Here is a 20354-nt window from a genome sequence, read left to right on the forward strand (position 1 = left end):
CTTCGCTCCTTAAACCGTCAACACCACACAGCTGTCCGCATCCCAACACAAACGAACTTCGTCACCCCAGGTTGGTAATCCCTTGCGATAACGATGTTCATTTTGTAGCTGAGCGCTAAGCATCTGGCCGCTTTTCAAACGTACGTGGTACACCGACAAATCACCCAGATAGGCAATGTGCACCACTTCGCCAACCGCGAAGTTATATCCCTCTGGCGGAGGCGCTTCGCAGAGCATGATTTTTTCCGGGCGCAGCGCAACATACACCGGGACGTTATCGACAACAGATGCATCGGCGTCCACCTTCAGCGGATGCACCAGTCCTGGAGACTCAATCACCAGACCATCTTCCTGGCGTTCTTTTAGCAGTCCCTCAAAAACGTTTACCGAACCGATAAACTCTGCGCTGTAACGCGTAGTCGGATGTTCATAGATCTCTTCCGGCTCGCCAATCTGGACAAATTTGCCACGGTTCATGATCGCAATACGGCCCGCCATCGTCATGGCTTCTTCCTGGTCGTGCGTCACCATCACGCAGGTCACACCGACGCGTTCCAGGATATCCACCACTTCCAGTTGCATGCGATCACGGAGTTTTTTATCCAGCGCCCCCATTGGTTCATCCAACAACAGCAGCTTCGGGCGTTTTGCCAGGCTGCGCGCCAATGCCACGCGCTGACGCTGACCGCCAGAAAGCTGATGTGGTTTGCGTTTGGCGAACTCCTGCATATGCACGAGTCCCAGCATCTCATTCACCCGACTGGCGATTTCAGCCTTTGGCAATTTGTCCTGCTTGAGGCCAAAGGCAATGTTCTGCTCGACAGTCATGTGCGGAAACAAAGCATAGGACTGAAACATCATATTAATCGGACGCAGATAAGGCGGGACGTGCGCTAAATCGACGCCATCAAGCATGATTTGCCCGGTAGTCGGCAATTCAAACCCCGCCAGCATACGCAGCAGGGTCGATTTGCCACAGCCGGACGCGCCGAGCAGAGCAAATATTTCACCTTTGTAGATAGTAAGATTGACGTCATCAACGGCGTGCTGACCGTCAAATGACTTGGTCAGATTGCGAATTTCAAGCAGCGGGGTCAGCGCCTTGCGGATTTTCGCTTGTGGACGTGGGGTTGCATCATTCACTCAGGTGCTCTCCGGCATAAAACAAAGAAACGGTGCAAATAACGCACCATAACGGTGCGTATTGCCGGGTTATATGTGTCCGGGCTCAACGCTGCCCGGCAGGCACAAACCCTGCCGGGTCATGTCCCAAACATCGGTTTATTTCCCGCTTTTTACCTTTGTCCATGCGCGGGTACGTACACGATCGATCTTCGGATCCTGTACTTTCAGTGTGAACAGCTTAGCTCGCACATCCGCAGGCGGGTAAATGCCCGGGTTGTCACGAACTTCAGGGCTGACCAGAGCCGTCGCTTCTTTGTTGGCATTGGCATAAAACACATGGTCGGAAATATGCGCAATCACGTCAGGGCGCAGCAGATAGTTGAGGAACTGATAGGCTTCGTCTTTGTTTTTCGCATCGGCAGGCATCGCGAATACGTCAAAGAACGCCATTGCACCTTCTTTAGGAATTGAGAAGGAGATATTGACGCCATTTTTCGCTTCTTTCGCACGGTTTGCCGCCTGCCATACGTCCCCTGCCCAGCCAATCGCAACGCAGGTATCACCGTTTGCCAGGTCGTTAATATATTGCGAGGAGTGGAAGTAGCGAATATTTGGACGCAGCTTCAACAGCAGGTCGGTTGCCGGTCCGGTGTAATCATCCGCTTTGGTACTGTTTGGATCTTTACCCAAATAGTTCAGCACCGTGGCAAACACCTCTTCGGGCGCATCGAGGAAAGAGACGCCGCAGCTTTTGAGTTTTTCCAGATTTTCTGGCTTGAGGATCAGATCCCAGCTATCAACCGGCGCATCCGGTCCCAGCACCGCTTTGACTTTATCCACGTTATAGCCAATGCCGGTCGTTGCCCACATATACGGCATCGCAAACTTGTTATCCGGATCGTGTTTACCCACCAGCTTCAGCAGTTCAGGATCAAGATTTTTCCAGCCCGGCAATTTGCTCTTATCTAGCGGCTGGAATACGCCTGCAGTCAGTTGACGCTCAAGGAAGCTGGCAGAAGGAACGACAAGGTCAAAGCCGGTACTGCCAGCCATGAGCTTACCTTCCAGTACTTCATTGGAATCAAATACGTCATAGATAACTTTAATTCCGGTCTCTTTTTCAAAATTAGCCACCGTATCCGGGGCAATATAATCAGACCAGTTATAAATATGCAGCGTTTTTTGTTCAGCAGCGAGCGTGCCGGCAGAGACGGCCATCAGAGCACCCGCAACCAGGCCTGATAACCATTTTTTATTTAAGGCGGTCATAATCTCTTTCCTTCTGAAAGTTCGTTAACAAACGAACAAAAATGTCACACTCTAATGATATGCAAGAAACGTGCATATTCTTTCATGCGGCACCGATGAAAAGAGGGACCTCTCCTCACGCCGCTATTGCTCGCTGGCATCCGCCCAGGCATTCAACATACATCGTGGCCACAGGACTGGTCACAAGGGCTGTTTAAATGATGACGTTGGTAAGCTTCGCAAGAATAACTTTAGCCAGGAATTGTGGATATAGCCCAGCTTAAAAAACGCCTTTTATCAATTTTTTATGCAGGAATTGTCTATGACGTAAAGCGGAAGGCGCTGAATCGAGGTGAATAATTCTTTAATGAAAGGTTAAATGCAGAATAAAAACGGGCAATACGCAACCGCTATGGCAGCGGCTGCGCAATATATGTCCAGACTCAGGAAGAATTAATGGAGGAAATGAATTTCAGCGGTGCTGTTTTGCGCATCTTCTTCAGCATTAAATAACAACTGATGCGCACCGGCTTCAAGGATCACCATCGATATCTGCTCTTCGCTCTGGCGAATAAAATATTCGAACTGCTCAAACGTCACGCCCGGCGTAACGGATAAAGACTGGCAAACCACCAGTTTTGGCAGATTATCATCCTGCATATCCAGAAACGCTTTCACCGTCAGTGAACTAGCATTGATCGCGGACAGATCGGCGGCCAGCGGCAGCAGCGCAGAAGGTCTGACTTCCGCCATCGCGGAAAACAGAATGACGTTATCGACCAAATCAACTTTTGCATCAAAGATGCCGTCAAAATTCTGCATGTGCGGCAAATGCAGCGCCTGACAGGTATCGCATTCAAAAAAACTCATGCCCAGGTCGTCGAGCCATTGACGCAACGTATCCAGAGTGGGAACGACCAGTGATGTCATAATAATGTGCGACCTCTATTGATGAAAAAAATACCGGCACAGCTTACGCAAAAAGAGCGTGTCATACCACGATCGCAATCGATATTGCGCTTAGCCGCCGATTTTAAGGCAAAATTCAGGCGTAGCGTGACGTTCGATCCACTGGATCATCTTGCCAGCTATGTCTATCCCGGTGGTTTTCTCCACGCCTTCCAGCCCTGGGGACGCGTTGACCTCCATGACCAGTGGGCCTCGATCAGCGCGCAGAATATCAACGCCTGCAACGTCCAGGCCCATAGTCCGGGCAGCTTTGAGCGCAATTTCTCTTTCGCGCGGCGTGATACTCGCAATAGTCGCCACACCACCGCGATGGAGATTAGAACGAAAATCACCCTCTTTAGCCCGGCGTTCAATGGCGGCCACTACTTCGTCGCCCACAACGAAACAGCGGATATCCCGCCCTTTCGCTTCTTTGATATATTCCTGAACCAGGATATGGGCATTCAGCCCACGAAAGGCATCTACCACGCTTTCTGCAGCCTGCCGCGTTTCCGCCAGCACCACGCCAATACCCTGGGTGCCTTCAACCAGTTTGACCACCAACGGCGCACCGCCAACCATGTCAATCATGTCGCTGGTATCGTCCGGAGAGTGAGCAATTCCGGTGATGGGTAAATCAATTCCCTGACGCGCAAGCAGCTGTAGCGAACGCAGCTTATCGCGCGCTCGCGTAATCGCTACCGATTCATTCAACGGATAGCTACCCAGCATCTCAAACTGGCGCAGCGCCGCCGTCCCATAAAAGGTAATCGCGGAACCAATCCGCGGGATCACCGCGTCGAAATGGGGAAGCTGACGGCCCTTGTAATGAATAGAGGATGCCGCCGGGCTGATGTTCATATAGCAAGAAAGGGGATCGATAACTTCAACCAGGTGACCGCGCTGCATCGCCGCTTCACGCAGGCGTTTACAAGAATAGAGCGTTCCGTCCCGGGACAAAATGGCAATTTTCACCCTGCACCTCTCTGAATGACCTGGTAAAAGCTGGCGTATCATACACTGGGTTAAAATCTTTAGCGCGTGGCCCACCCCTGTTTATGCAAATATTCCAGGATAAAGGGGCGACTTTCTTTAATGATGGTACGGCGAATATGATCGCTCCAGGTGTCGCGACGAGTATTGCTGCCTCGGGTCAGATAGTACTGCGCGAGCTGCTCATCATATTGCGCCAAAGCATCGCTGTTGAGTGGCTGATATTGGTTTTCGTGCACCACAATCGATGCTGGTAGTCGCGGCTTGATATCCGGGTTATCCGCAGGCCAGCCGAGGCACAATCCAAAGAGCGGAAGAACATGTTGCGGAAGCTTCAACAGTTCGGTGACCGACTCAATATTGTTACGCAGACCGCCAATAAACACGCCGCCAAGTCCCAGCGACTCTGCCGCCGTCAACGCATTTTGCGCCATCATCGCAGTATCGACCACGCCCAGCAGCAGCTGTTCCGCCAGCCCAAGTTGCGCATCAGGGCAAATCTGCAAATGACGATTAAAATCAGCGCAAAACACCCAGAACTCAGCGGCCTGTGCCACATGCTTTTGGCCGCCAGATAAGGTAGCCAGCGATTCGCGCAGAGATTTATCCGTTATGCGAACGATCGTCGTGCACTGAAGAAAACTGGAGCTGGACGTTCCCTGAGCGGCGGCAATAATCGCCTCACGCTGTGCATCCGAAATGGCATCATCGGTAAAATGGCGAATGGAACGGTGGCTGCGGAGTAAATCAATGGTTGGTGTCATCTCTTTTGTCTCTGTCTGAATCAGTTGAATCACCGGGTGCGCGTGACATTAGTTGCGGTGCCAAAAGTTGAGCAATACGCCACATCAACGCCACCGCAGCAGGGAGCATCAGCAGTACGCCCAGAAATATCATCACCACGCAGGCTAACGGGCTGTTAAGCGGTGCGGGTAAGGTGAGGTAATCGTTAAGCGATAGTAGCGCCAGCGATAACAAAACCATCCCAATTATTTCCAGCATCAATACGCTTTTGGGTAATACACCAATTGTGCGCATACGCGGCCTCCCGGCGAAATGGCTTTCATTATAAAACGTTCCGGCTTGCCGTGTTTAACAGATATAGCTTGAGGATATCAAAGCAACAGGCTGAACCTGCTTTCCATCCGTCACAAATCGCGGCATCATAACCAGTATTGCCATCCGGCCTGATAAGTTCGAGGAGAAAGAGATGTTTGCCGTTATTTTTGGTCGCCCAGGGTGCCCGTATTGCGTGCGCGCAAAAGAATTAGCAGAAAAATTAAGCAATGAGCATGACGATTTTAACTTCCGCTACATTGATATCCATGCTGAAGGAATTACCAAAGCAGATCTGGAAAAGACGGTAGGTAAGCCAGTTGAAACCGTTCCGCAGATTTTTGTCGATCAAAAACACATCGGCGGCTGCACGGATTTTGAAGCTTGGGCAAAAGAGAACATGAATCTGTTCGCCTGATAGCTGTTTCTACGCCCTCACCTTGAGGGCGTCATCAGTTCTTTTTCCGCCGTTGATGCTGATTGAATAAGCTACTGATAAATAAAAAACATAATGCGCCAAGCGCGCACCAAAACACCGCACTAAACAACCACGCCAGCTCTTGCCACAATGAACGCGTCGGCATAAAAACGAACCGCATCAGTAACAGGCAGCACGGCGCCGCCAACATTGCACCAAGAAGGGGTTTGAGCACTTCCCGACGATGGGAAAAAAAGCTTGCTGCAGCACCAGGTAAGATAAAAAACAACAATCCGACCTCAGGATGCCCTGCCGCTCTGAATGCCCCTTTCACGTTCAGCGTTAATGAAAGACACACCACAATAAAGAGCACAAAGCAGCAGACCGCACTCGCCCAACTTTGCTTATGTTTCAATCGTTCCTCCTGACACATTCTCTATCGAACACTCTTTTCGCCCGCAGGCGTCCAGTCAGATAAAGTAACTCGGCATTCCATGCCAAAAACACACCCACACGATTCTTATAGCCGTTGATACGTAATGAGATTAAACTAGCCGCATATATTGTTATGCTGCATTATTCGGGGCTGTGTACGATGCTATCGCCCCTTAATTTCTGGCAAAAACATTAGCGTAAATTGCCATTTCTTTCAATAGCTTACTAGTAAACAAGAAGTTAGTCTCCGTGAATATAAACGTCGCAGATTTGTTAAATGGGAATTACATCCTGTTATTATTTGTGGTCCTGGCACTGGGCCTGTGTCTGGGCAAATTACGTCTGGGTTCAGTCCAACTCGGTAATTCCATTGGCGTTTTAGTGGTCTCCCTATTATTAGGTCAGCAGCACTTTAGTATTAACACCGATGCATTAAATCTCGGCTTTATGCTGTTTATTTTTTGCGTCGGCGTCGAAGCCGGCCCCAACTTTTTTTCGATTTTTTTTCGCGATGGGAAAAATTATCTAATGCTTGCTCTGGTGATGGTCGGTAGCGCAATGCTGATCGCCCTGGGGCTGGGTAAGCTATTTGGCTGGGACATCGGCCTGACGGCGGGTATGCTGGCTGGCTCGATGACCTCAACTCCGGTGCTGGTCGGCGCAGGTGACACCTTGCGCCATTCAGGAATGTCAGGGACACAACTTTCAAGCGCTCTCGATAACCTGAGCCTGGGTTACGCCCTCACCTATTTGATTGGTCTGGTCAGTCTGATTGTTGGTGCGCGCTATTTGCCGAAACTTCAGCATCAGGACCTGCAAACCAGCGCCCAACAAATCGCGCGTGAACGGGGTCTGGACACAGACGCCAATCGTAAAGTGTACCTCCCGGTGATTCGCGCCTATCGCGTTGGCCCTGAGCTGGTGGCATGGGCCGATGGCAAAAATCTGCGCGAACTGGGTATTTATCGCCAGACCGGCTGTTACATTGAACGCATCCGTCGCAACGGCATTCTGGCGAATCCGGATGGTGACGCGGTGCTGCAAATGGGCGATGAGATAGCCCTGGTGGGTTATCCGGACGCCCATGCTCGCCTCGATCCCAGCTTCCGTAACGGTAAAGAGGTGTTCGATCGCGATCTGCTCGATATGCGCATCGTCACTGAAGAAATTGTGGTGAAAAACCACAATGCCGTTGGTCGTCGCCTGGCCCAGTTGAAACTGACCGACCACGGTTGCTTCCTCAACCGCGTGATCCGCAGCCAGATTGAAATGCCTATTGATGACAACGTCGTGCTCAATAAAGGCGACGTATTGCAGGTCAGCGGTGATGCTCGTCGCGTGAAAACCATTGCCGATCGTATCGGCTTTATTTCAATTCACAGTCAGGTGACCGATCTGCTGGCCTTCTGCGCCTTCTTTATCATCGGTCTGATGATCGGGATGATCACCTTCCAGTTCAGTAATTTCAGCTTCGGCATCGGGAATGCGGCTGGACTGCTGTTCGCCGGGATCATGCTGGGCTTCCTGCGAGCCAACCACCCTACGTTTGGCTACATCCCACAGGGTGCGCTGAATATGGTGAAAGAGTTTGGTCTGATGGTATTCATGGCAGGCGTCGGTTTAAGCGCAGGCAGTGGCATTGGTAATGGCCTGGGTGCCGTCGGTGGTCAAATGCTGATTGCCGGTCTGGTGGTCAGCCTGGTGCCGGTTGTCATTTGTTTCTTGTTTGGTGCTTATGTATTGCGCATGAACCGCGCCCTGCTGTTTGGCGCCATGATGGGCGCACGTACCTGTGCTCCGGCAATGGAAATCATCAGCGACACCGCACGCAGCAACATCCCTGCGTTAGGCTATGCCGGGACCTACGCGATAGCCAACGTTCTGCTGACATTAGCGGGGACACTCATCGTCATTGTCTGGCCTGGCCTTGGTTAGCACTGAAATTTACCCTTAAACGAAAATTTTTTGCAGGTAAGCAGAACTTTTCTTCAAGGCGTCAGTCATAACTATTGCCACTGCTTTTCTTTGATGTCCCCAATTTGTGGAGCCCATCAACCCCGCCGTTTTGGTTCAAGGTTGATGGGTTTTTTGTTGCCTGAAATTCAAAATCTTTAAAATCATATTTGTAGATCTATTGTGATTTACGCAGTGGAGCGCTCATTCCATGCATCATGGGCTAAAAGATTGCCGTCTTTGTACAGATGCGTAATTTTTTCGTAGTTCAGCGCAACATCTTCCATGTGGCCTGTTCCAGGGCATCCCCGAGTGTCGTGCATTAAAGGACTCACTGAAACTACTTTCACATTTTCGAGTGTGATCCGGTAATACTCTACCTCTTGCCCTGCATCGTTGATGTGGTAGAAACGAAATTCAGCAGATCTGAGAGTCTGACCAGTAGCCGCGGCTTTGAACAGGTACGGACTTGAGCTGTCGAGCTCCTTAGTAAACTGAAATGGCGAATGTTGACGTGTTCCCGTTACCTTACCTGTCATTGGATCTGTAGGTAGCATTATGTTGTGATGTAGTCCCCTTAGTTCCACGCTACCCTCACGGTCTCGAACATCGCACGATCCACGGATAATCGAACCGCCATCATCAGTCAAAAATAAGTGAACAGGTACAGCCATTTTAAAGCTCCTTGCTTATGCTCAGTTATATAACCAGCGTCCTGCTTTTGCTGATTCAATCAACATGCCTATAGTGAAATCAGGTACAGGTACAGGTGGTGATTTTTTAAATGGATTCAGTGAGAATGATTCAGCAGGATAGTATGTTTCAACCTTAAAATTGCCCCGCTCAACATTGAACTGTTCAAAAAAATCATTCATCAGATCTTCGGCTTCCACTTCATCAATATCCAGATCAGTATCGAGGTCAGTTTTAGGTGTTAGCACCACTTTCTTTATGTTGAATAAATAAGTCCCTGCGTAGGGCCGTATCAGATCATAAATTCTTTGTTCGAGACTATTTACCATAACTTATCACTGCCCCTTGCTATAACGTTATAGTCGCGAATAGTACGGTAGGTAATTTGAGACACGTCAGCTGCCAGAATAATCATGCCAACCAAGGGGATTGAGCGACCAACAAATGATCCAATGTTGTGGACCATAACACGGCGAGCTGTCCACGGAGTGTAGCCGCCAAGCCAGGTCGGTAATGATATACCAAAAGGGAATTTTGACTTTTTAAACACTGCGCGTGCTGCTTTGGAGGCGTATGAAGTACCTTTAGTCGCACCAATCGGCTTTGCCCTTGTCCAAAGATTATTGCGACCTGATACCAGGGCAACGATAGCCCCGAAATCTGCAACACCAATCCCGAACTGGCTGGCGGTATTCTCACAGAAAATCATAAACAAAAGCTCAGCAGCCGTCAGATTGGACTTCCCTGCATAGAAATATGTCCCGTTGAGTTCCTCTACAGTGTCCATTGATGTCCTTATTTATCGTTGATTGTTACCGCGTTATAGCCTGATTTTATGAAAATAATTTGATGTTGTGTGCCTGATCTCCTTGAGCGGACTTACGTCCTGTTTGACCTCCACACTACAACGCTTTATGCGCTATTGATTATTTTTTAATAGCTTTGATCTTGGCCTCGGATGCATGATACGCAGTTACCGGGGCCACATCATTTTCAGACACCTGTAAAACAGCCATTCCGAAGTATTTCTGTTTTCCGAGCTTAATGGCCTGAAATGAGTTCAGGATGACCCTTTGCTGATTACCCCCCTTGTTTAGCGCCACTTCGCTACGCGTACAGAACGACGCGGAGAGCACCTCGGCGACCAGCTACCTGTTCAATCCGTCGCCAGCTCGGGATGACAGAACGTGCTGCAGGTGATAGGGATAAAAGGTTAGCTACTCTGCCAAGTGGCGACAAATTTGCAGCATGCCGGTTATGGCACATACTTTAAAACGATGCTTTTTCGGGGATGGAGGTTAGTCATGTTGCTTACTGGCAAAGTCGCAGTAATTTTTGGTGGCAGCGGGGCTATTGGTAGTGCGGTTGCGCAGGCCATGGCGCGCGAAGGTGCTCATGTATACCTGGGCGCGCGTAGCCAGGAAAAGCTGGATTGGACGGCCAGTCGCCTTCGAACGGCAGGCTGTACCGTCGATACCTTTATCACCGATGTACTCGACGAACACGACGCATCAAAACAAATTACTCAACTTGCGCTGCAAACCGGTGGAATAGATGTGGTGGTTAACGCGACCGGCTTTATGCACGAACAGGGCAAGCGCATTGACGCATTATCCCTCTCTGAGTTTATGAGCGGTATCACCCCTTTCCTCTCGGCGCAGTTCAATATCGCAAAAGCCGTAACGCCGCACATGGGCGGCAATCGTGCAGGCGTCATCCTAAGCGTTGTTGCCCCCGCGGCTCCGATGGCGATGCCTGGTCACCTGGGTCATATTGTCGGTTGTGCAGGAACAGAGGCTTTTATTAAAGCGCTCGCCAGTGAGGTGGGACCGGCAAATATCCGGGTCGTCGGCGTGCGCTCGCATGCGATTGTGGATGCTGTTGCAGCTGGCTCCTATACCGGAGAAATTTTCTCCGCTAAAGCACAGTCAATGGGTTTAACCATCGATCAATGGTTAGGGGGTGCAGCGCAAAGTACCATGCTCGCGCGCCTGCCTACGCTTGCACAAATCGCTGAGATCATAACCTTTCTCGCTTCAGGCCATGCCAGCGCCATGACCGCGACGGTGGTGAATGTTACCGGGGGCGCTACGCACAGCTGACTGTCGCGGGTACCCCTGCAATACGCTCCACCATCAGCAAGATATCTTCTCGCTGCAGCGGTTTTTTGTCCGTGACAAAATGCAGCGTCATTCCTTCAATAAACGCATCCAGCGCCCGCGCCGTAACTGGGTCAAACCACTGCTCTAACGTTTGTTGGCTGCGTAGCATCCAGTTCTGCATCACCGTTTTCAACGCTGGTTTACGGCTGGCGAAAGCATACAGCTGATACATGAGCTCCATATTATCAGGCGTTGTGACCTGAGAGCCGTAAATCATATCGGTAATGGCATGGCAAGCCTGCGACGCATCCTTAACGTCGGCAAAAAAGTCCTGATACTGCAGCATCATCCTGTCAGTAAAACGGCCAAATGCCTCCATCAAAAGCTCATCGATTCCCGAAAAGTAATAGGTCATAGAACCCAGTGGCACCTCGGCAATCATAGCGATTTTACGGTGTGTAACCCCATGAATACCATGGGCTATTACTGCATCCAGAGTCGCCTGAACTATTTTTTCCCGCCGCTGCGGATCGTTTGCACGTCGCACTGCATTTCCTCTTCTTGCATTTGTGTACAAATGTACACAGTCTTGCTAATGTTGTCTCCTTCCCTCTTTTCTTTGGCTCGAATTCATGACTGGCATCTCATCACGCAAAGCCTTAAGACGTCGCACCTGGGCGCTGTTCACGTTCTTCTTTTTACCAGGATTATTAATGGCCTCCTGGGCAACGCGTACCCCTGCCATCAGAGATATTCTCTCCATCTCTACCGCCGAAATGGGCGCGGTGTTGTTTGGACTCTCTATTGGTTCGATGAGTGGCATACTTTGTTCGGCCTGGCTGGTGAAACGATTTGGCACGCGTAAGGTGATCCGCACCACCATGTCTTGCGCAGTCCTCGGAATGGCGATCCTCAGCCTGGCGCTATGGTTACACTCCGCCTGGCTTTTCGCGTTTGGTCTGGGTGTTTTTGGCGCCAGCTTTGGCGCGGCAGAAGTCGCCATCAACGTCGAAGGTGCGGCGGTTGAGCGCGAAATGAACAAAACCGTGCTGCCGATGATGCATGGTTTTTACAGCCTGGGAACGCTGGCAGGGGCTGGGGTTGGAATGATGCTCACCGCCTTCAGCGTCCCGGCTACCGCGCATATTCTGCTGGCTGCGATAGTTGCTATCACACCTATTTTCATAGCCATCAAAGCTATTCCTGACGGCACGGGCAAAAATGCCGCTGACGGTTCTCACTCCGGTGAAAAAGGACTGCCTTTTTATCGTGATATCCAGCTATTGCTGATCGGCGTTGTAGTGCTGGCGATGGCATTTGCTGAAGGTTCCGCCAACGACTGGCTCCCACTGTTAATGGTGGACGGACATGGATTTAGCCCGACATCAGGCTCGCTGATTTATGCCGGTTTTACGCTGGGTATGACCGTTGGACGATTTACCGGCGGCTGGTTCATCGACCGTTACAGCCGCGTTGCGGTGGTGCGTGCCAGTGCGCTGATGGGCGCTCTCGGGATTAGCCTGATTATTTTTGTCGACAGCTCTTGGGTGGCGGGTGTGTCCGTTATTTTGTGGGGACTCGGAGCTTCACTCGGCTTCCCGCTGACCATTTCAGCCGCCAGCGACACCGGCCCCGACGCACCAACCCGCGTCAGTGTTGTCGCGACCACCGGCTATCTGGCGTTCCTGGTTGGCCCCCCGCTGCTGGGCTATCTGGGTGAACACTATGGCCTGCGCAGCGCTATGCTGGTGGTGCTGGCGCTGGTGCTTGTCGCCGCCGTCGTCGCGAAAGCGGTAGCGAAACCGGATCTCAAAAATACCACGGTGATGGAGAACAGCTAATGAGTATCAAACTAATTGCGGTCGACATGGACGGCACATTTTTAAGCGACCAAAAAACCTATAACCGTGAGCGCTTTATGGCGCAATACCGCCAGATGAAAGAACAAGGGATCCGCTTTGTGGTCGCCAGCGGCAACCAATATTATCAGTTGATTTCCTTTTTCCCCGAGCTGGCCAATGAAATCTCATTTGTCGCCGAAAACGGCGGTTGGGTGGTCAGTGAAGGAGAAGATGTCTTTAACGGCGAACTGGCTAAAGACGATTTCCACGCCATCGTAGAGCATCTGCTGACCCGCGCCGATATCGACATTATTGCCTGTGGTAAAAACAGCGCCTATACATTGAAACAGTACAGCGATGAGCATAAAAGAGTTTCCGCCATGTATTATCATCGTCTTGAATTTGTAGATAATTTTGACAATCTTAACGACGTTTTCTTCAAGTTCGGGCTGAATATTTCCGATGACCGAATCCCGCAGGTGCAGGCCGATCTCCACGAGGCGATTGGCGATATTATGGTGCCGGTGCATACCGGCTACGGCAGCATCGACTTAATAATTCCCGGCGTGCATAAGGCAAACGGTTTGCGGCTGCTGCAACAACGCTGGAATATTAACGACGATGAGGTTGTTGTGTTTGGTGATGGCGGAAATGATATTGAGATGCTGCGTCAGGCCGGATTTAGCTATGCGATGGCAAACGCCCATGAACCGGTGATCGAGGCGGCGAAATACCGCGCGGGGTCGAACAACGAAGAGGGTGTGCTGAATGTTATCGACCGCGTGTTAAAGAATGAAGCACCGTTTACGCATTAACCTCTCAGCACAGACGGCAACAAAATGATGGCATGATCTATTCATAATCCGCCTCAAATTAACCCGCTGGATTATTACTTCCAGTGAATATTTCAGGCGAGCGGATCATGAAGAAAAGTGTACTGATGGCGACATTGTTGCTGGGCTTTGCGGGGACAACATTTGCACAAAGCGTTACCGTTGATGTCCCCAGCGGTTATAAAGTGGTGGTTGTACCCTCCTCTGTCAGCGTGCCGCAGGCGGTCAGCGTAACGAGCGCACCACAAACAGTCTATGTTGCTCCAGCGCCTGCCCCGGCACCGGTTTATCGCGCGCATCCTTATGCGCGACATGTGGCAAGCGTCGGTGAAGGGATGGTTATCGAACATCAGATTGACGACCACCACTAAGTTTTTGCCAGGCCCGGGCAACCGGGCCTTAACCTTCCCGGGAATTCCCTACCCGTTTATCTTTCAGGAAGATAACCATCAAAATCAGCCACAGTATGCCGCTTGCCAGATTGAACAGGCTGAACAAGCCGTTCCCTCCCAGCAGATACGCGTGTTTACTCAGCTCGATACCAACGGTAAAAATCAGCATCTGCAACATGCCCATTGCAGCAGAAACGGTACCTTTACTCATTTCACTGGCAAACAGCGTCAGGCGCACCAGCCCCGCATTCGCCACCCCAATGCCAAACGCATAGATACTCAAACCCGCCGTCATCCATAGATATGCATGAGATGACACCACCGTAGCCGCAGCGGCAATAATCAAGCCAACGGCGATTGGCCAGCCGCCCATGATAATTAGCGAACGCACGGTTTTTCGCGAAGTCAGACGCGCCAGCACCAGGTTACCGGCAATCAACGCGCCAAAAATCGGCACCTGCAACAGACCATATTCGTAGCTGCTGAGATGTTCACCGCTGATGATAATAATCGGGGACTGCGCAATCCATGCCAGTAACGGCAGGCTGACAAAACCCAACGCCAGCGCGCCTGCAACGAAGCGCACATTCCTCAGCACCAGCTTATAATCCTTGCCCAGCTCTTTAATGGATAGCTTTTCACCAAGCCGGGTCGCCGTTTCCGGCATCGCGCGCTGCAGACCAAAAAAGGAGATGGCCGCCAGAGCAGCAAACAGGATAAACATCCCTTCCCACGGCAGAACATGTACCCAGGCTGCGCCTACCAACGGCCCCAGTAGTGGCGCAATCAGCGCCACGTTTGCCATCAGCGCGGTAATTTTTATGCAGACCGCTTCTTCGAAGGATTCCTGAATGGCGGCGTAACCCACCGCACCAATAAAGCACAGGCTTATCCCCTGCAAAAAACGCAGAAAAGTAAATTGCTCAATATTCTGTGCGAGCAGGGTCGCAAGGCAGGTAACGATGAACCAGATCACACCAGTTAACATTACCGGACGACGACCAATACGGTCCGACAGCGGTCCTAACAACCACTGCAAAAACATGCCGCCTGCCAGATAGGCGGTCATGGACGTAGGTACCCAATCTAATCCGGCGTTATATTGCGCCACCACCGCCAACATTCCGGGCTGGATCATATCGTTGCCGATATAAGTGGAGAATTCGTAAAGCACCAGACAAAGCGGGAAAAGTAATGCCTGACGCCCCAAACGGACGCCTGAAGATAAACGGTTCTGCATGCAATCTCTTAACTATAGAAAAATCGCGCAAAGTGTAATAAATGCGCCGTACTGGTGATAGTGAATTATGTGATTTGAAAGCAAAATGCGCACATTTTTACATTCATTTTTACATTCATTTGCTCAGGAACATTTTGCTTTAAGGTTAATTTAAGTTGAGACCGCTATCATGCTCAATAAGCCTCATAAATTGTCTTAAAAATCGTCATTTAACAGGCAAATAAGACAAGACCGCTTTTTATCCCGTGAAAGCAATTTTATGCTCTCCCCTTATGGGCCTTTTTAACGATTACACTGAGTCTGGACGTTATGCTGGAAAATCTGAACAATTCGCTTTTTTACTTGATCAATGCAACACCCGACTCTGCGCAATGGGCCATTTCGCTCGCCATTTTCATTGCCAAAGATCTGATCAGCATTGTGCCGCTGTTAGCCGTTGTGCTCTGGCTTTGGGGACCTCGTGGTCAGGTTACGCTCCAGCGCCAGTTGGTCATCAAAATGGCCATTGCGTTGGTAATCGGTCTGACGATTTCCTGGCTGATGGGGCATCTTTTCCCCCACGATCGCCCGTTCGTTAACCACATCGGCTATAACTTCCTGCACCATGCGGCAGATGACTCTTTCCCGAGTGACCACGGTACGGTTATCTTTACCTTTGCTCTGGCCTTCCTGTTCTGGCATCGCCTATGGACGGGGGCTCTGCTGATGGCCGTTGCCGTGGCGATTGCGTGGTCACGAGTCTACCTTGGCGTACACTGGCCGCTGGATATGCTGGGCGGATTACTGGCTGGATTGATCGGCTGTCTGAGCGCCCAGATGATCTGGCAGCGCTTTGGCACCCCCCTGTACCTCGGCTTGCAGACTTGCTATCGCACCTGCTTCGCCCTCCCCATCCGTAAAGGTTGGGTACGTGACTAACCCACGGTAAAAAGAGTAGTATTAAGCGCGAAACTGAGTACTTATTCTATTCTCCAGGGGAACTATGGAAACTCGACGCGACGAGCGTATTGGTCAATTACTGCAGGCGCTGAAACGCAGCGATAAATTACACCTCAAAGAAGCCGCGGCGTTGCTGGGCGTATCTGAGATGACCATTCGTCGCGACCTGAATAATCATGATGCTCCCGTCGTGCTGCTCGGGGGCTATATTGTTCTGGAACCCCGCAGCGCTAACCATTATTTAATCAGCGATCAAAAATCCCGTCTGGTTGATGAAAAGCGTCGCGCCGCCCAGCAGGCGGCGAGTCTCGTGCAGGCGCATCAGACCATCTTTTTCGATTGCGGTACTACCACGCCGTGGATCATTGAAGCGATCGACAATGAATTGCCCTTCACCGCAATCTGCTACTCGTTGAATACGTTTCTGGTGCTGCAGGAAAAACCGCAGTGCCGCGTCATTCTGTGTGGTGGTGAATTCCATGCCAGTAACGCGATTTTTAAACCGCTCGATTTCCAGGAAACGCTGAACAATCTCTGTCCGGATATCGCCTTTTATTCTGCGGCAGGTGTTCATATCGAAAAAGGCGCAACCTGTTTTAATCTGGAAGAACTGCCGGTGAAGCACTGGGCAATGTCGATGGCGCAGCATCACGTTTTGGTGGTCGATCACAGCAAGTTTGGCAAGGTGCGACCTGCGAGGATGGGGGAATTAAAACGCTTTGATACCATCATCAGTGATAACCGTCCTGACGATGCGTTTGTTGAGTACGCTAAAGCGCAACGTATCACGCTGAAGTACTAACAGATACTGCCGGACGGCGATTGCGCCATCCGGCAACGGATAAGATTAAGAGAACCAACCACCAAACCACTGGTGGAATTTCATCATCACAAAGTCCCACATGCGGCTAAAGAAACCACCCTCTTCCACATCTTCCATCACCATCAACGGACGCTGCTCAATGGATTTTCCGTTCAACTGGAAGTCGATAGTGCCCACAACCTGACCTTTCTTCAACGGCGCGGTTAGCTGTGGTTCAGTCAGGGTAAAGCTGGCCTTCAGATTTTTGAGCTGACCACGCGGGATAGTCACCGAACCCGCTTCTCCAGCGCCCAAATTTACTTCACTCTTATCGCCAAACCAGACGCGCTGGGTCACGAAAGTGGCATCTGGTTTAATCGGCGTAACGGTTTCAAAGAAGCGGAAGCCCCATGTCAGTAGCTTTTCTGACTCATTAAAACGAATGCGGTCGGTTTTCGCTCCTAGCACCACGGAGATCAGGCGCATATCGCCCTGGGTCGCGGAAGCCACCAGGTTGTATCCCGCCCCGGCAGTGGTCCCGGTTTTCATACCATCCACGTTCAGGTTGGTGCTCCACAACAGACGGTTGCGGTTCGGCTGGCGGATTTTATTGAAGGTAAATTCTTTCTCTTTGTGGATAGCATACTCTTCCGGCACATCGTGAATTAACGCCTTCCCGAGCAGCGCCATATCACGTGCGGTACTGAACTGTCCTGCCGCATCCAGGCCGTGCACCGTTTGGAAAGTCGTGTTGGTCAGCCCCAGTTTTTTCGCATAGCCGTTCATCAGACCAATAAAGGATTCCTGGCTGCCGGCAACGTAATCAGCGAGTGCAATACAGGCATCGTTACCTGACTGAATGATAACGCCTTTATTCAGATCGGATACCGCAACCTGATCGCCGGGCTTGAGGAACATAACCGACGAACCGCGCAGGGCCGGATTACCGGTCGCCCAGGCGTCTTTGCCCACGGTGACCATGTCGTTGAGGTTAATTTTTCCGGCCTTTAGCGCCTGCCCAACCACATAGCTGGTCATGATTTTGGTCAGACTGGCAGGGTCCAGTTTCTCATCAGCATTACCTTCCGCCAGCACCTTGCCGCTGGCGTAATCCATCAGAATCCACGCGCGCGCGTCCACGCTCGGCGGGGCCGTCGGTTGCTCCGCCGCCTGTACGGTCGGCGCCAAAAGGATTAAGAGTGCAGAACCTGCAGCAAAGCTGCGAAGTGAAGAGAAGTATTGCGTCATAAATGCCACCCGAGTATCCATTCCAAAAAACCACGTCATACCACACCGTGTTTACACAAAACCGGCCAGACTACCTCGGCCAACCCATGCAGAAAAAGTCTGATGGATGACGTGTAAAATAAGTGCGGTGAGTAATAACGCACTAACGAGCTTAAAGAAACCGTAAGTTGGTAAAGTTTTTAAAGTTTATGCAATAACGCCGCGCTGCGCTGCTCCTGGCACGATTTTTTTAGACTTTGTTGCGTAAATATTAGGTTTACCCCACCATGTGAGCTAGTCAGATGGCATCTGCAGCCATAAAGCTGCTCAATTAATTTGCGGGGTTACTATGATTACACTGTGGGGTCGCAATAACTCGACCAACGTAAAAAAAGTATTGTGGACGCTCGAGGAACTGGAACTGCCGTATAACCAAATTCTGGCGGGCGGGCAGCATGGCGGTAACCGCGATGCCGACTATCTGGCACTGAACCCGAACGGACTGGTCCCGCTACTACGCGATGATGAAACGGACGTTGTTCTGTGGGAATCCAATACCATTGTCCGCTATCTGGCCGCTCAGTACGGACAAAAACGTTTGTGGATTGACGCCCCGGCCGCGCGCGCTGTCGGTGAAAAATGGATGGACTGGGCAAATCAGACGCTAAGCCCAGCGCATCGGGTTATCTTATTTGGTCTGGTCAGAACACCTGCCGATCAGCGCGATATGGCGGCCATTGAGGCAAGTAAGCAAGTTTGCGATAACCTGTTTGCCATTCTGGATAACGCGCTGGCAGACCAGCCATGGTTCTCCGGGGCTGAATTTGGCACCGCGGATATCGCTGTTGCGCCGTTCATCTATAACCTGTTCAACGTTGGCCTGAACTGGACCCCACGCCCGCATCTGGAACGCTGGTATCAACAACTGACCGAGCGCCCAGCATTTCAAAAAATCGTGATGATCCCGGTCAGCTAACCAAATCAGGGACTCACTTTCAGTAATTCCCCGTCGGACTCGTCGGTTAACACGTACAAATAACCGTCTGGTCCGACGCGCACATCACGGATCCGCTGCCCCCTTTCCTGCAACAGGCGACCATCCTCCCTGACCGTATTCCCTTTAACGCTCAACATGATCACTTCTTTATCTTTCAACGCGCCGATGAACAACTTCTGCCGCCACTGCGGGAAGGTATCGCTATTGTAAAAAGCCATTCCGCTGACCGCCGGCGACTTTTCCCAGTAAAAGATGGGTTGTTCCGTGCCAGCAACAATTTGACCTTTTGCTTCGGGAATTTTCAAACCACTGTAGTTAACCCCCCAGGTCGCGATAGGCCAGCCGTAGTTTTTCCCTTTCTCGGGGATATTGATTTCATCGCCTCCGCGTGGACCGTGCTCATTGAGCCACAGCACATCACTCCACGGATTCATCGCCATACCCTGCGGGTTACGGATGCCATACGACCAAATCTCTGCCCGTGCTCCCGCCATGTTCACAAACGGGTTATCCGGCGGAATTTTGCCCTCGTCGGTCAGTCGGACTAATTTGCCCTGCAATTTATCCAGATCCTGGGCGGTAGCGCGTTGATTATTCTCCCCCAGGCCAATAAACAGATAACCGTTACCATCAAATACCAGACGTCCACCAAAATGGTTTCCGGTGGAAAGCTTTGGCTGTTGGCGAAAAACGGTCTGAAATCCTTGCACATGTTTGAGATCGTCACTCAATCGCCCGTAGCCTACTGCGGTGCCCGCTTTGCCTTCACGGTCGGCTTCAGCGAAGCTTAGCCACACCCGGCGGGATCGTTCAAAGTCCGGAGCTAACACCACATCAAGCAACCCGCCCTGACCATTCGCCCAGACTTTTGGTACGCCGGTCAGCGGGTCGGACAGCCCTTTATCAGGCTGCCAGAGTCGAAGTTGTCCACCTTTGAGCGTAATGAGCATACCGCGGTTATCGGGTAAAAAAGCCAGTGACCATGGGTGATCAAGTTTAGTTTGCAGCACTTCTACCTTTACCGCAGCGGCATAAGATGAAAGTAACGCGAATGAGGCAGCACAGAGAAAGAGTCGACGCATAACACCTCCTGAATGGCTCTGCATAAAGCG

At 51.1% G+C, this 20354-nt stretch carries 23 protein-coding genes; 9 read left to right on the forward strand and 14 right to left on the reverse strand.

Going from position 1 to position 20354, the window contains the following annotated elements:
* Window positions 1-9: 9 nt before the first annotated feature.
* The 6 genes from potG to OGY83_RS08635 form a co-directional block, all read right to left on the reverse strand.
* Window positions 10-1143 (reverse strand): putrescine ABC transporter ATP-binding subunit PotG, encoded by a 1134-nt coding sequence (potG, locus tag OGY83_RS08610; protein ID WP_003831665.1) that lies wholly within the window; start codon window positions 1141-1143, stop codon window positions 10-12.
* A 138-nt stretch (window positions 1144-1281) separates the two neighbouring features.
* The gene (gene potF / locus OGY83_RS08615) at window positions 1282-2394 is read right to left on the reverse strand and encodes a spermidine/putrescine ABC transporter substrate-binding protein PotF (protein WP_003035370.1); all 1113 of its coding nucleotides are present in this window, start codon (window positions 2392-2394) and stop codon (window positions 1282-1284) included.
* A 432-nt stretch (window positions 2395-2826) separates the two neighbouring features.
* A complete protein-coding gene (locus tag OGY83_RS08620; protein WP_079936807.1) occupies window positions 2827-3303 on the reverse strand; it encodes a type III secretion system chaperone family protein in 477 nt (158 codons plus the stop codon).
* 90 nt (window positions 3304-3393) lie between these two features.
* Window positions 3394-4296, reverse strand: a complete 903-nt coding sequence (rimK, locus tag OGY83_RS08625) for a 30S ribosomal protein S6--L-glutamate ligase (RefSeq protein WP_003836932.1) — start codon at window positions 4294-4296, stop codon at window positions 3394-3396.
* Between the two features lie 59 nt (window positions 4297-4355).
* Window positions 4356-5078, reverse strand: a complete 723-nt coding sequence (nfsA, locus tag OGY83_RS08630) for a nitroreductase NfsA (protein WP_079936809.1) — start codon at window positions 5076-5078, stop codon at window positions 4356-4358.
* Window positions 5062-5352, reverse strand: a complete 291-nt coding sequence (locus OGY83_RS08635) for a YbjC family protein (protein ID WP_079936810.1) — start codon at window positions 5350-5352, stop codon at window positions 5062-5064. Before OGY83_RS08635 ends, nfsA begins: the two co-directional genes overlap by 17 nt.
* A 172-nt stretch (window positions 5353-5524) precedes the next feature.
* On the opposite strand from OGY83_RS08635, the gene OGY83_RS08640 reads away from it, so the two are divergent.
* Window positions 5525-5788, forward strand: coding sequence for a GrxA family glutaredoxin (locus OGY83_RS08640; protein ID WP_016152408.1), 264 nt, complete (start codon window positions 5525-5527; stop codon window positions 5786-5788).
* 34 nt (window positions 5789-5822) lie between these two features.
* Here the strand turns inward: OGY83_RS08640 and OGY83_RS08645 are convergent, their stop codons facing one another.
* Entirely contained in the window at window positions 5823-6203 is a 381-nt protein-coding gene (locus OGY83_RS08645) for an inner membrane protein YbjM (protein ID WP_003035356.1), read from the reverse strand.
* 269 nt (window positions 6204-6472) lie between these two features.
* Here OGY83_RS08645 and OGY83_RS08650 point away from each other — a divergent pair, with 269 nt between their 5' ends.
* On the forward strand, window positions 6473-8158 hold the full coding sequence (locus OGY83_RS08650) for an aspartate:alanine antiporter (protein ID WP_003035354.1): 1686 nt from the start codon (window positions 6473-6475) through the stop codon (window positions 8156-8158).
* Between the two features lie 206 nt (window positions 8159-8364).
* Here the strand turns inward: OGY83_RS08650 and OGY83_RS08655 are convergent, their stop codons facing one another.
* The 3 genes from OGY83_RS08655 to OGY83_RS08665 are packed head-to-tail and all read right to left on the reverse strand — an operon-like array spanning window position 8365 to window position 9656.
* Complete coding sequence (locus OGY83_RS08655; RefSeq protein ID WP_079936812.1) at window positions 8365-8850, reverse strand: Hcp family type VI secretion system effector; 486 nt, start codon at window positions 8848-8850, stop codon at window positions 8365-8367.
* A 21-nt stretch (window positions 8851-8871) separates the two neighbouring features.
* Window positions 8872-9198 (reverse strand): DUF1493 family protein, encoded by a 327-nt coding sequence (locus OGY83_RS08660; RefSeq protein ID WP_286635694.1) that lies wholly within the window; start codon window positions 9196-9198, stop codon window positions 8872-8874.
* Entirely contained in the window at window positions 9192-9656 is a 465-nt protein-coding gene (locus OGY83_RS08665; protein ID WP_191213046.1) for an STM2901 family protein, read from the reverse strand. Before OGY83_RS08665 ends, OGY83_RS08660 begins: the two co-directional genes overlap by 7 nt.
* Window positions 9657-10173: 517 nt before the next feature.
* On the opposite strand from OGY83_RS08665, the gene OGY83_RS08670 reads away from it, so the two are divergent.
* The gene (locus OGY83_RS08670) at window positions 10174-10971 is read left to right on the forward strand and encodes an SDR family NAD(P)-dependent oxidoreductase (protein WP_286635695.1); all 798 of its coding nucleotides are present in this window, start codon (window positions 10174-10176) and stop codon (window positions 10969-10971) included.
* Here OGY83_RS08670 and OGY83_RS08675 read toward each other — a convergent pair.
* Complete coding sequence (locus OGY83_RS08675; RefSeq protein ID WP_286611003.1) at window positions 10958-11518, reverse strand: TetR/AcrR family transcriptional regulator; 561 nt, start codon at window positions 11516-11518, stop codon at window positions 10958-10960. The genes OGY83_RS08670 and OGY83_RS08675 overlap by 14 nt on opposite strands.
* Window positions 11519-11603: 85 nt before the next feature.
* Here OGY83_RS08675 and OGY83_RS08680 point away from each other — a divergent pair, with 85 nt between their 5' ends.
* The 3 genes from OGY83_RS08680 to OGY83_RS08690 all read left to right on the forward strand — a co-directional run bounded on the left by OGY83_RS08680 (window position 11604) and on the right by OGY83_RS08690 (window position 14016).
* The gene (locus OGY83_RS08680; RefSeq protein ID WP_286635696.1) at window positions 11604-12812 is read left to right on the forward strand and encodes an MFS transporter; all 1209 of its coding nucleotides are present in this window, start codon (window positions 11604-11606) and stop codon (window positions 12810-12812) included.
* Window positions 12812-13627, forward strand: a complete 816-nt coding sequence (locus tag OGY83_RS08685; RefSeq protein ID WP_286635697.1) for a Cof-type HAD-IIB family hydrolase — start codon at window positions 12812-12814, stop codon at window positions 13625-13627. Before OGY83_RS08680 ends, OGY83_RS08685 begins: the two co-directional genes overlap by 1 nt.
* A 107-nt stretch (window positions 13628-13734) precedes the next feature.
* The gene (locus OGY83_RS08690; RefSeq protein ID WP_123268267.1) at window positions 13735-14016 is read left to right on the forward strand and encodes a hypothetical protein; all 282 of its coding nucleotides are present in this window, start codon (window positions 13735-13737) and stop codon (window positions 14014-14016) included.
* Window positions 14017-14044: 28 nt separating this feature from the next.
* On the opposite strand, the gene OGY83_RS08695 is transcribed toward OGY83_RS08690, so the two are convergent.
* Window positions 14045-15277, reverse strand: a complete 1233-nt coding sequence (locus OGY83_RS08695; protein ID WP_123268268.1) for an MFS transporter — start codon at window positions 15275-15277, stop codon at window positions 14045-14047.
* 309 nt (window positions 15278-15586) lie between these two features.
* Here OGY83_RS08695 and ybjG point away from each other — a divergent pair, with 309 nt between their 5' ends.
* Window positions 15587-16195: an undecaprenyl-diphosphate phosphatase gene (gene ybjG, locus OGY83_RS08700; protein WP_123268518.1), complete on the forward strand. Its 609-nt coding sequence runs from the start codon at window positions 15587-15589 to the stop codon at window positions 16193-16195.
* Between the two features lie 64 nt (window positions 16196-16259).
* The gene (gene deoR, locus OGY83_RS08705; protein WP_079936821.1) at window positions 16260-17018 is read left to right on the forward strand and encodes a DNA-binding transcriptional repressor DeoR; all 759 of its coding nucleotides are present in this window, start codon (window positions 16260-16262) and stop codon (window positions 17016-17018) included.
* Between the two features lie 45 nt (window positions 17019-17063).
* On the opposite strand, the gene dacC is transcribed toward deoR, so the two are convergent.
* On the reverse strand, window positions 17064-18266 hold the full coding sequence (gene dacC / locus OGY83_RS08710; RefSeq protein ID WP_032944358.1) for a serine-type D-Ala-D-Ala carboxypeptidase: 1203 nt from the start codon (window positions 18264-18266) through the stop codon (window positions 17064-17066).
* Window positions 18267-18594: 328 nt separating this feature from the next.
* Here dacC and OGY83_RS08715 point away from each other — a divergent pair, with 328 nt between their 5' ends.
* Window positions 18595-19221, forward strand: coding sequence for a glutathione S-transferase family protein (locus OGY83_RS08715; protein WP_286635698.1), 627 nt, complete (start codon window positions 18595-18597; stop codon window positions 19219-19221).
* A gap of 5 nt (window positions 19222-19226) precedes the next feature.
* Here OGY83_RS08715 and OGY83_RS08720 read toward each other — a convergent pair whose 3' ends face one another.
* On the reverse strand, window positions 19227-20324 hold the full coding sequence (locus tag OGY83_RS08720) for a PQQ-dependent sugar dehydrogenase (RefSeq protein ID WP_286635699.1): 1098 nt from the start codon (window positions 20322-20324) through the stop codon (window positions 19227-19229).
* Between the last annotated feature and the right edge of the window lie 30 nt (window positions 20325-20354).

Source organism: Citrobacter sp. Cpo090, assembly GCF_030332665.1.
Classification (GTDB): Bacteria; Pseudomonadota; Gammaproteobacteria; order Enterobacterales; family Enterobacteriaceae; genus Citrobacter; species Citrobacter portucalensis.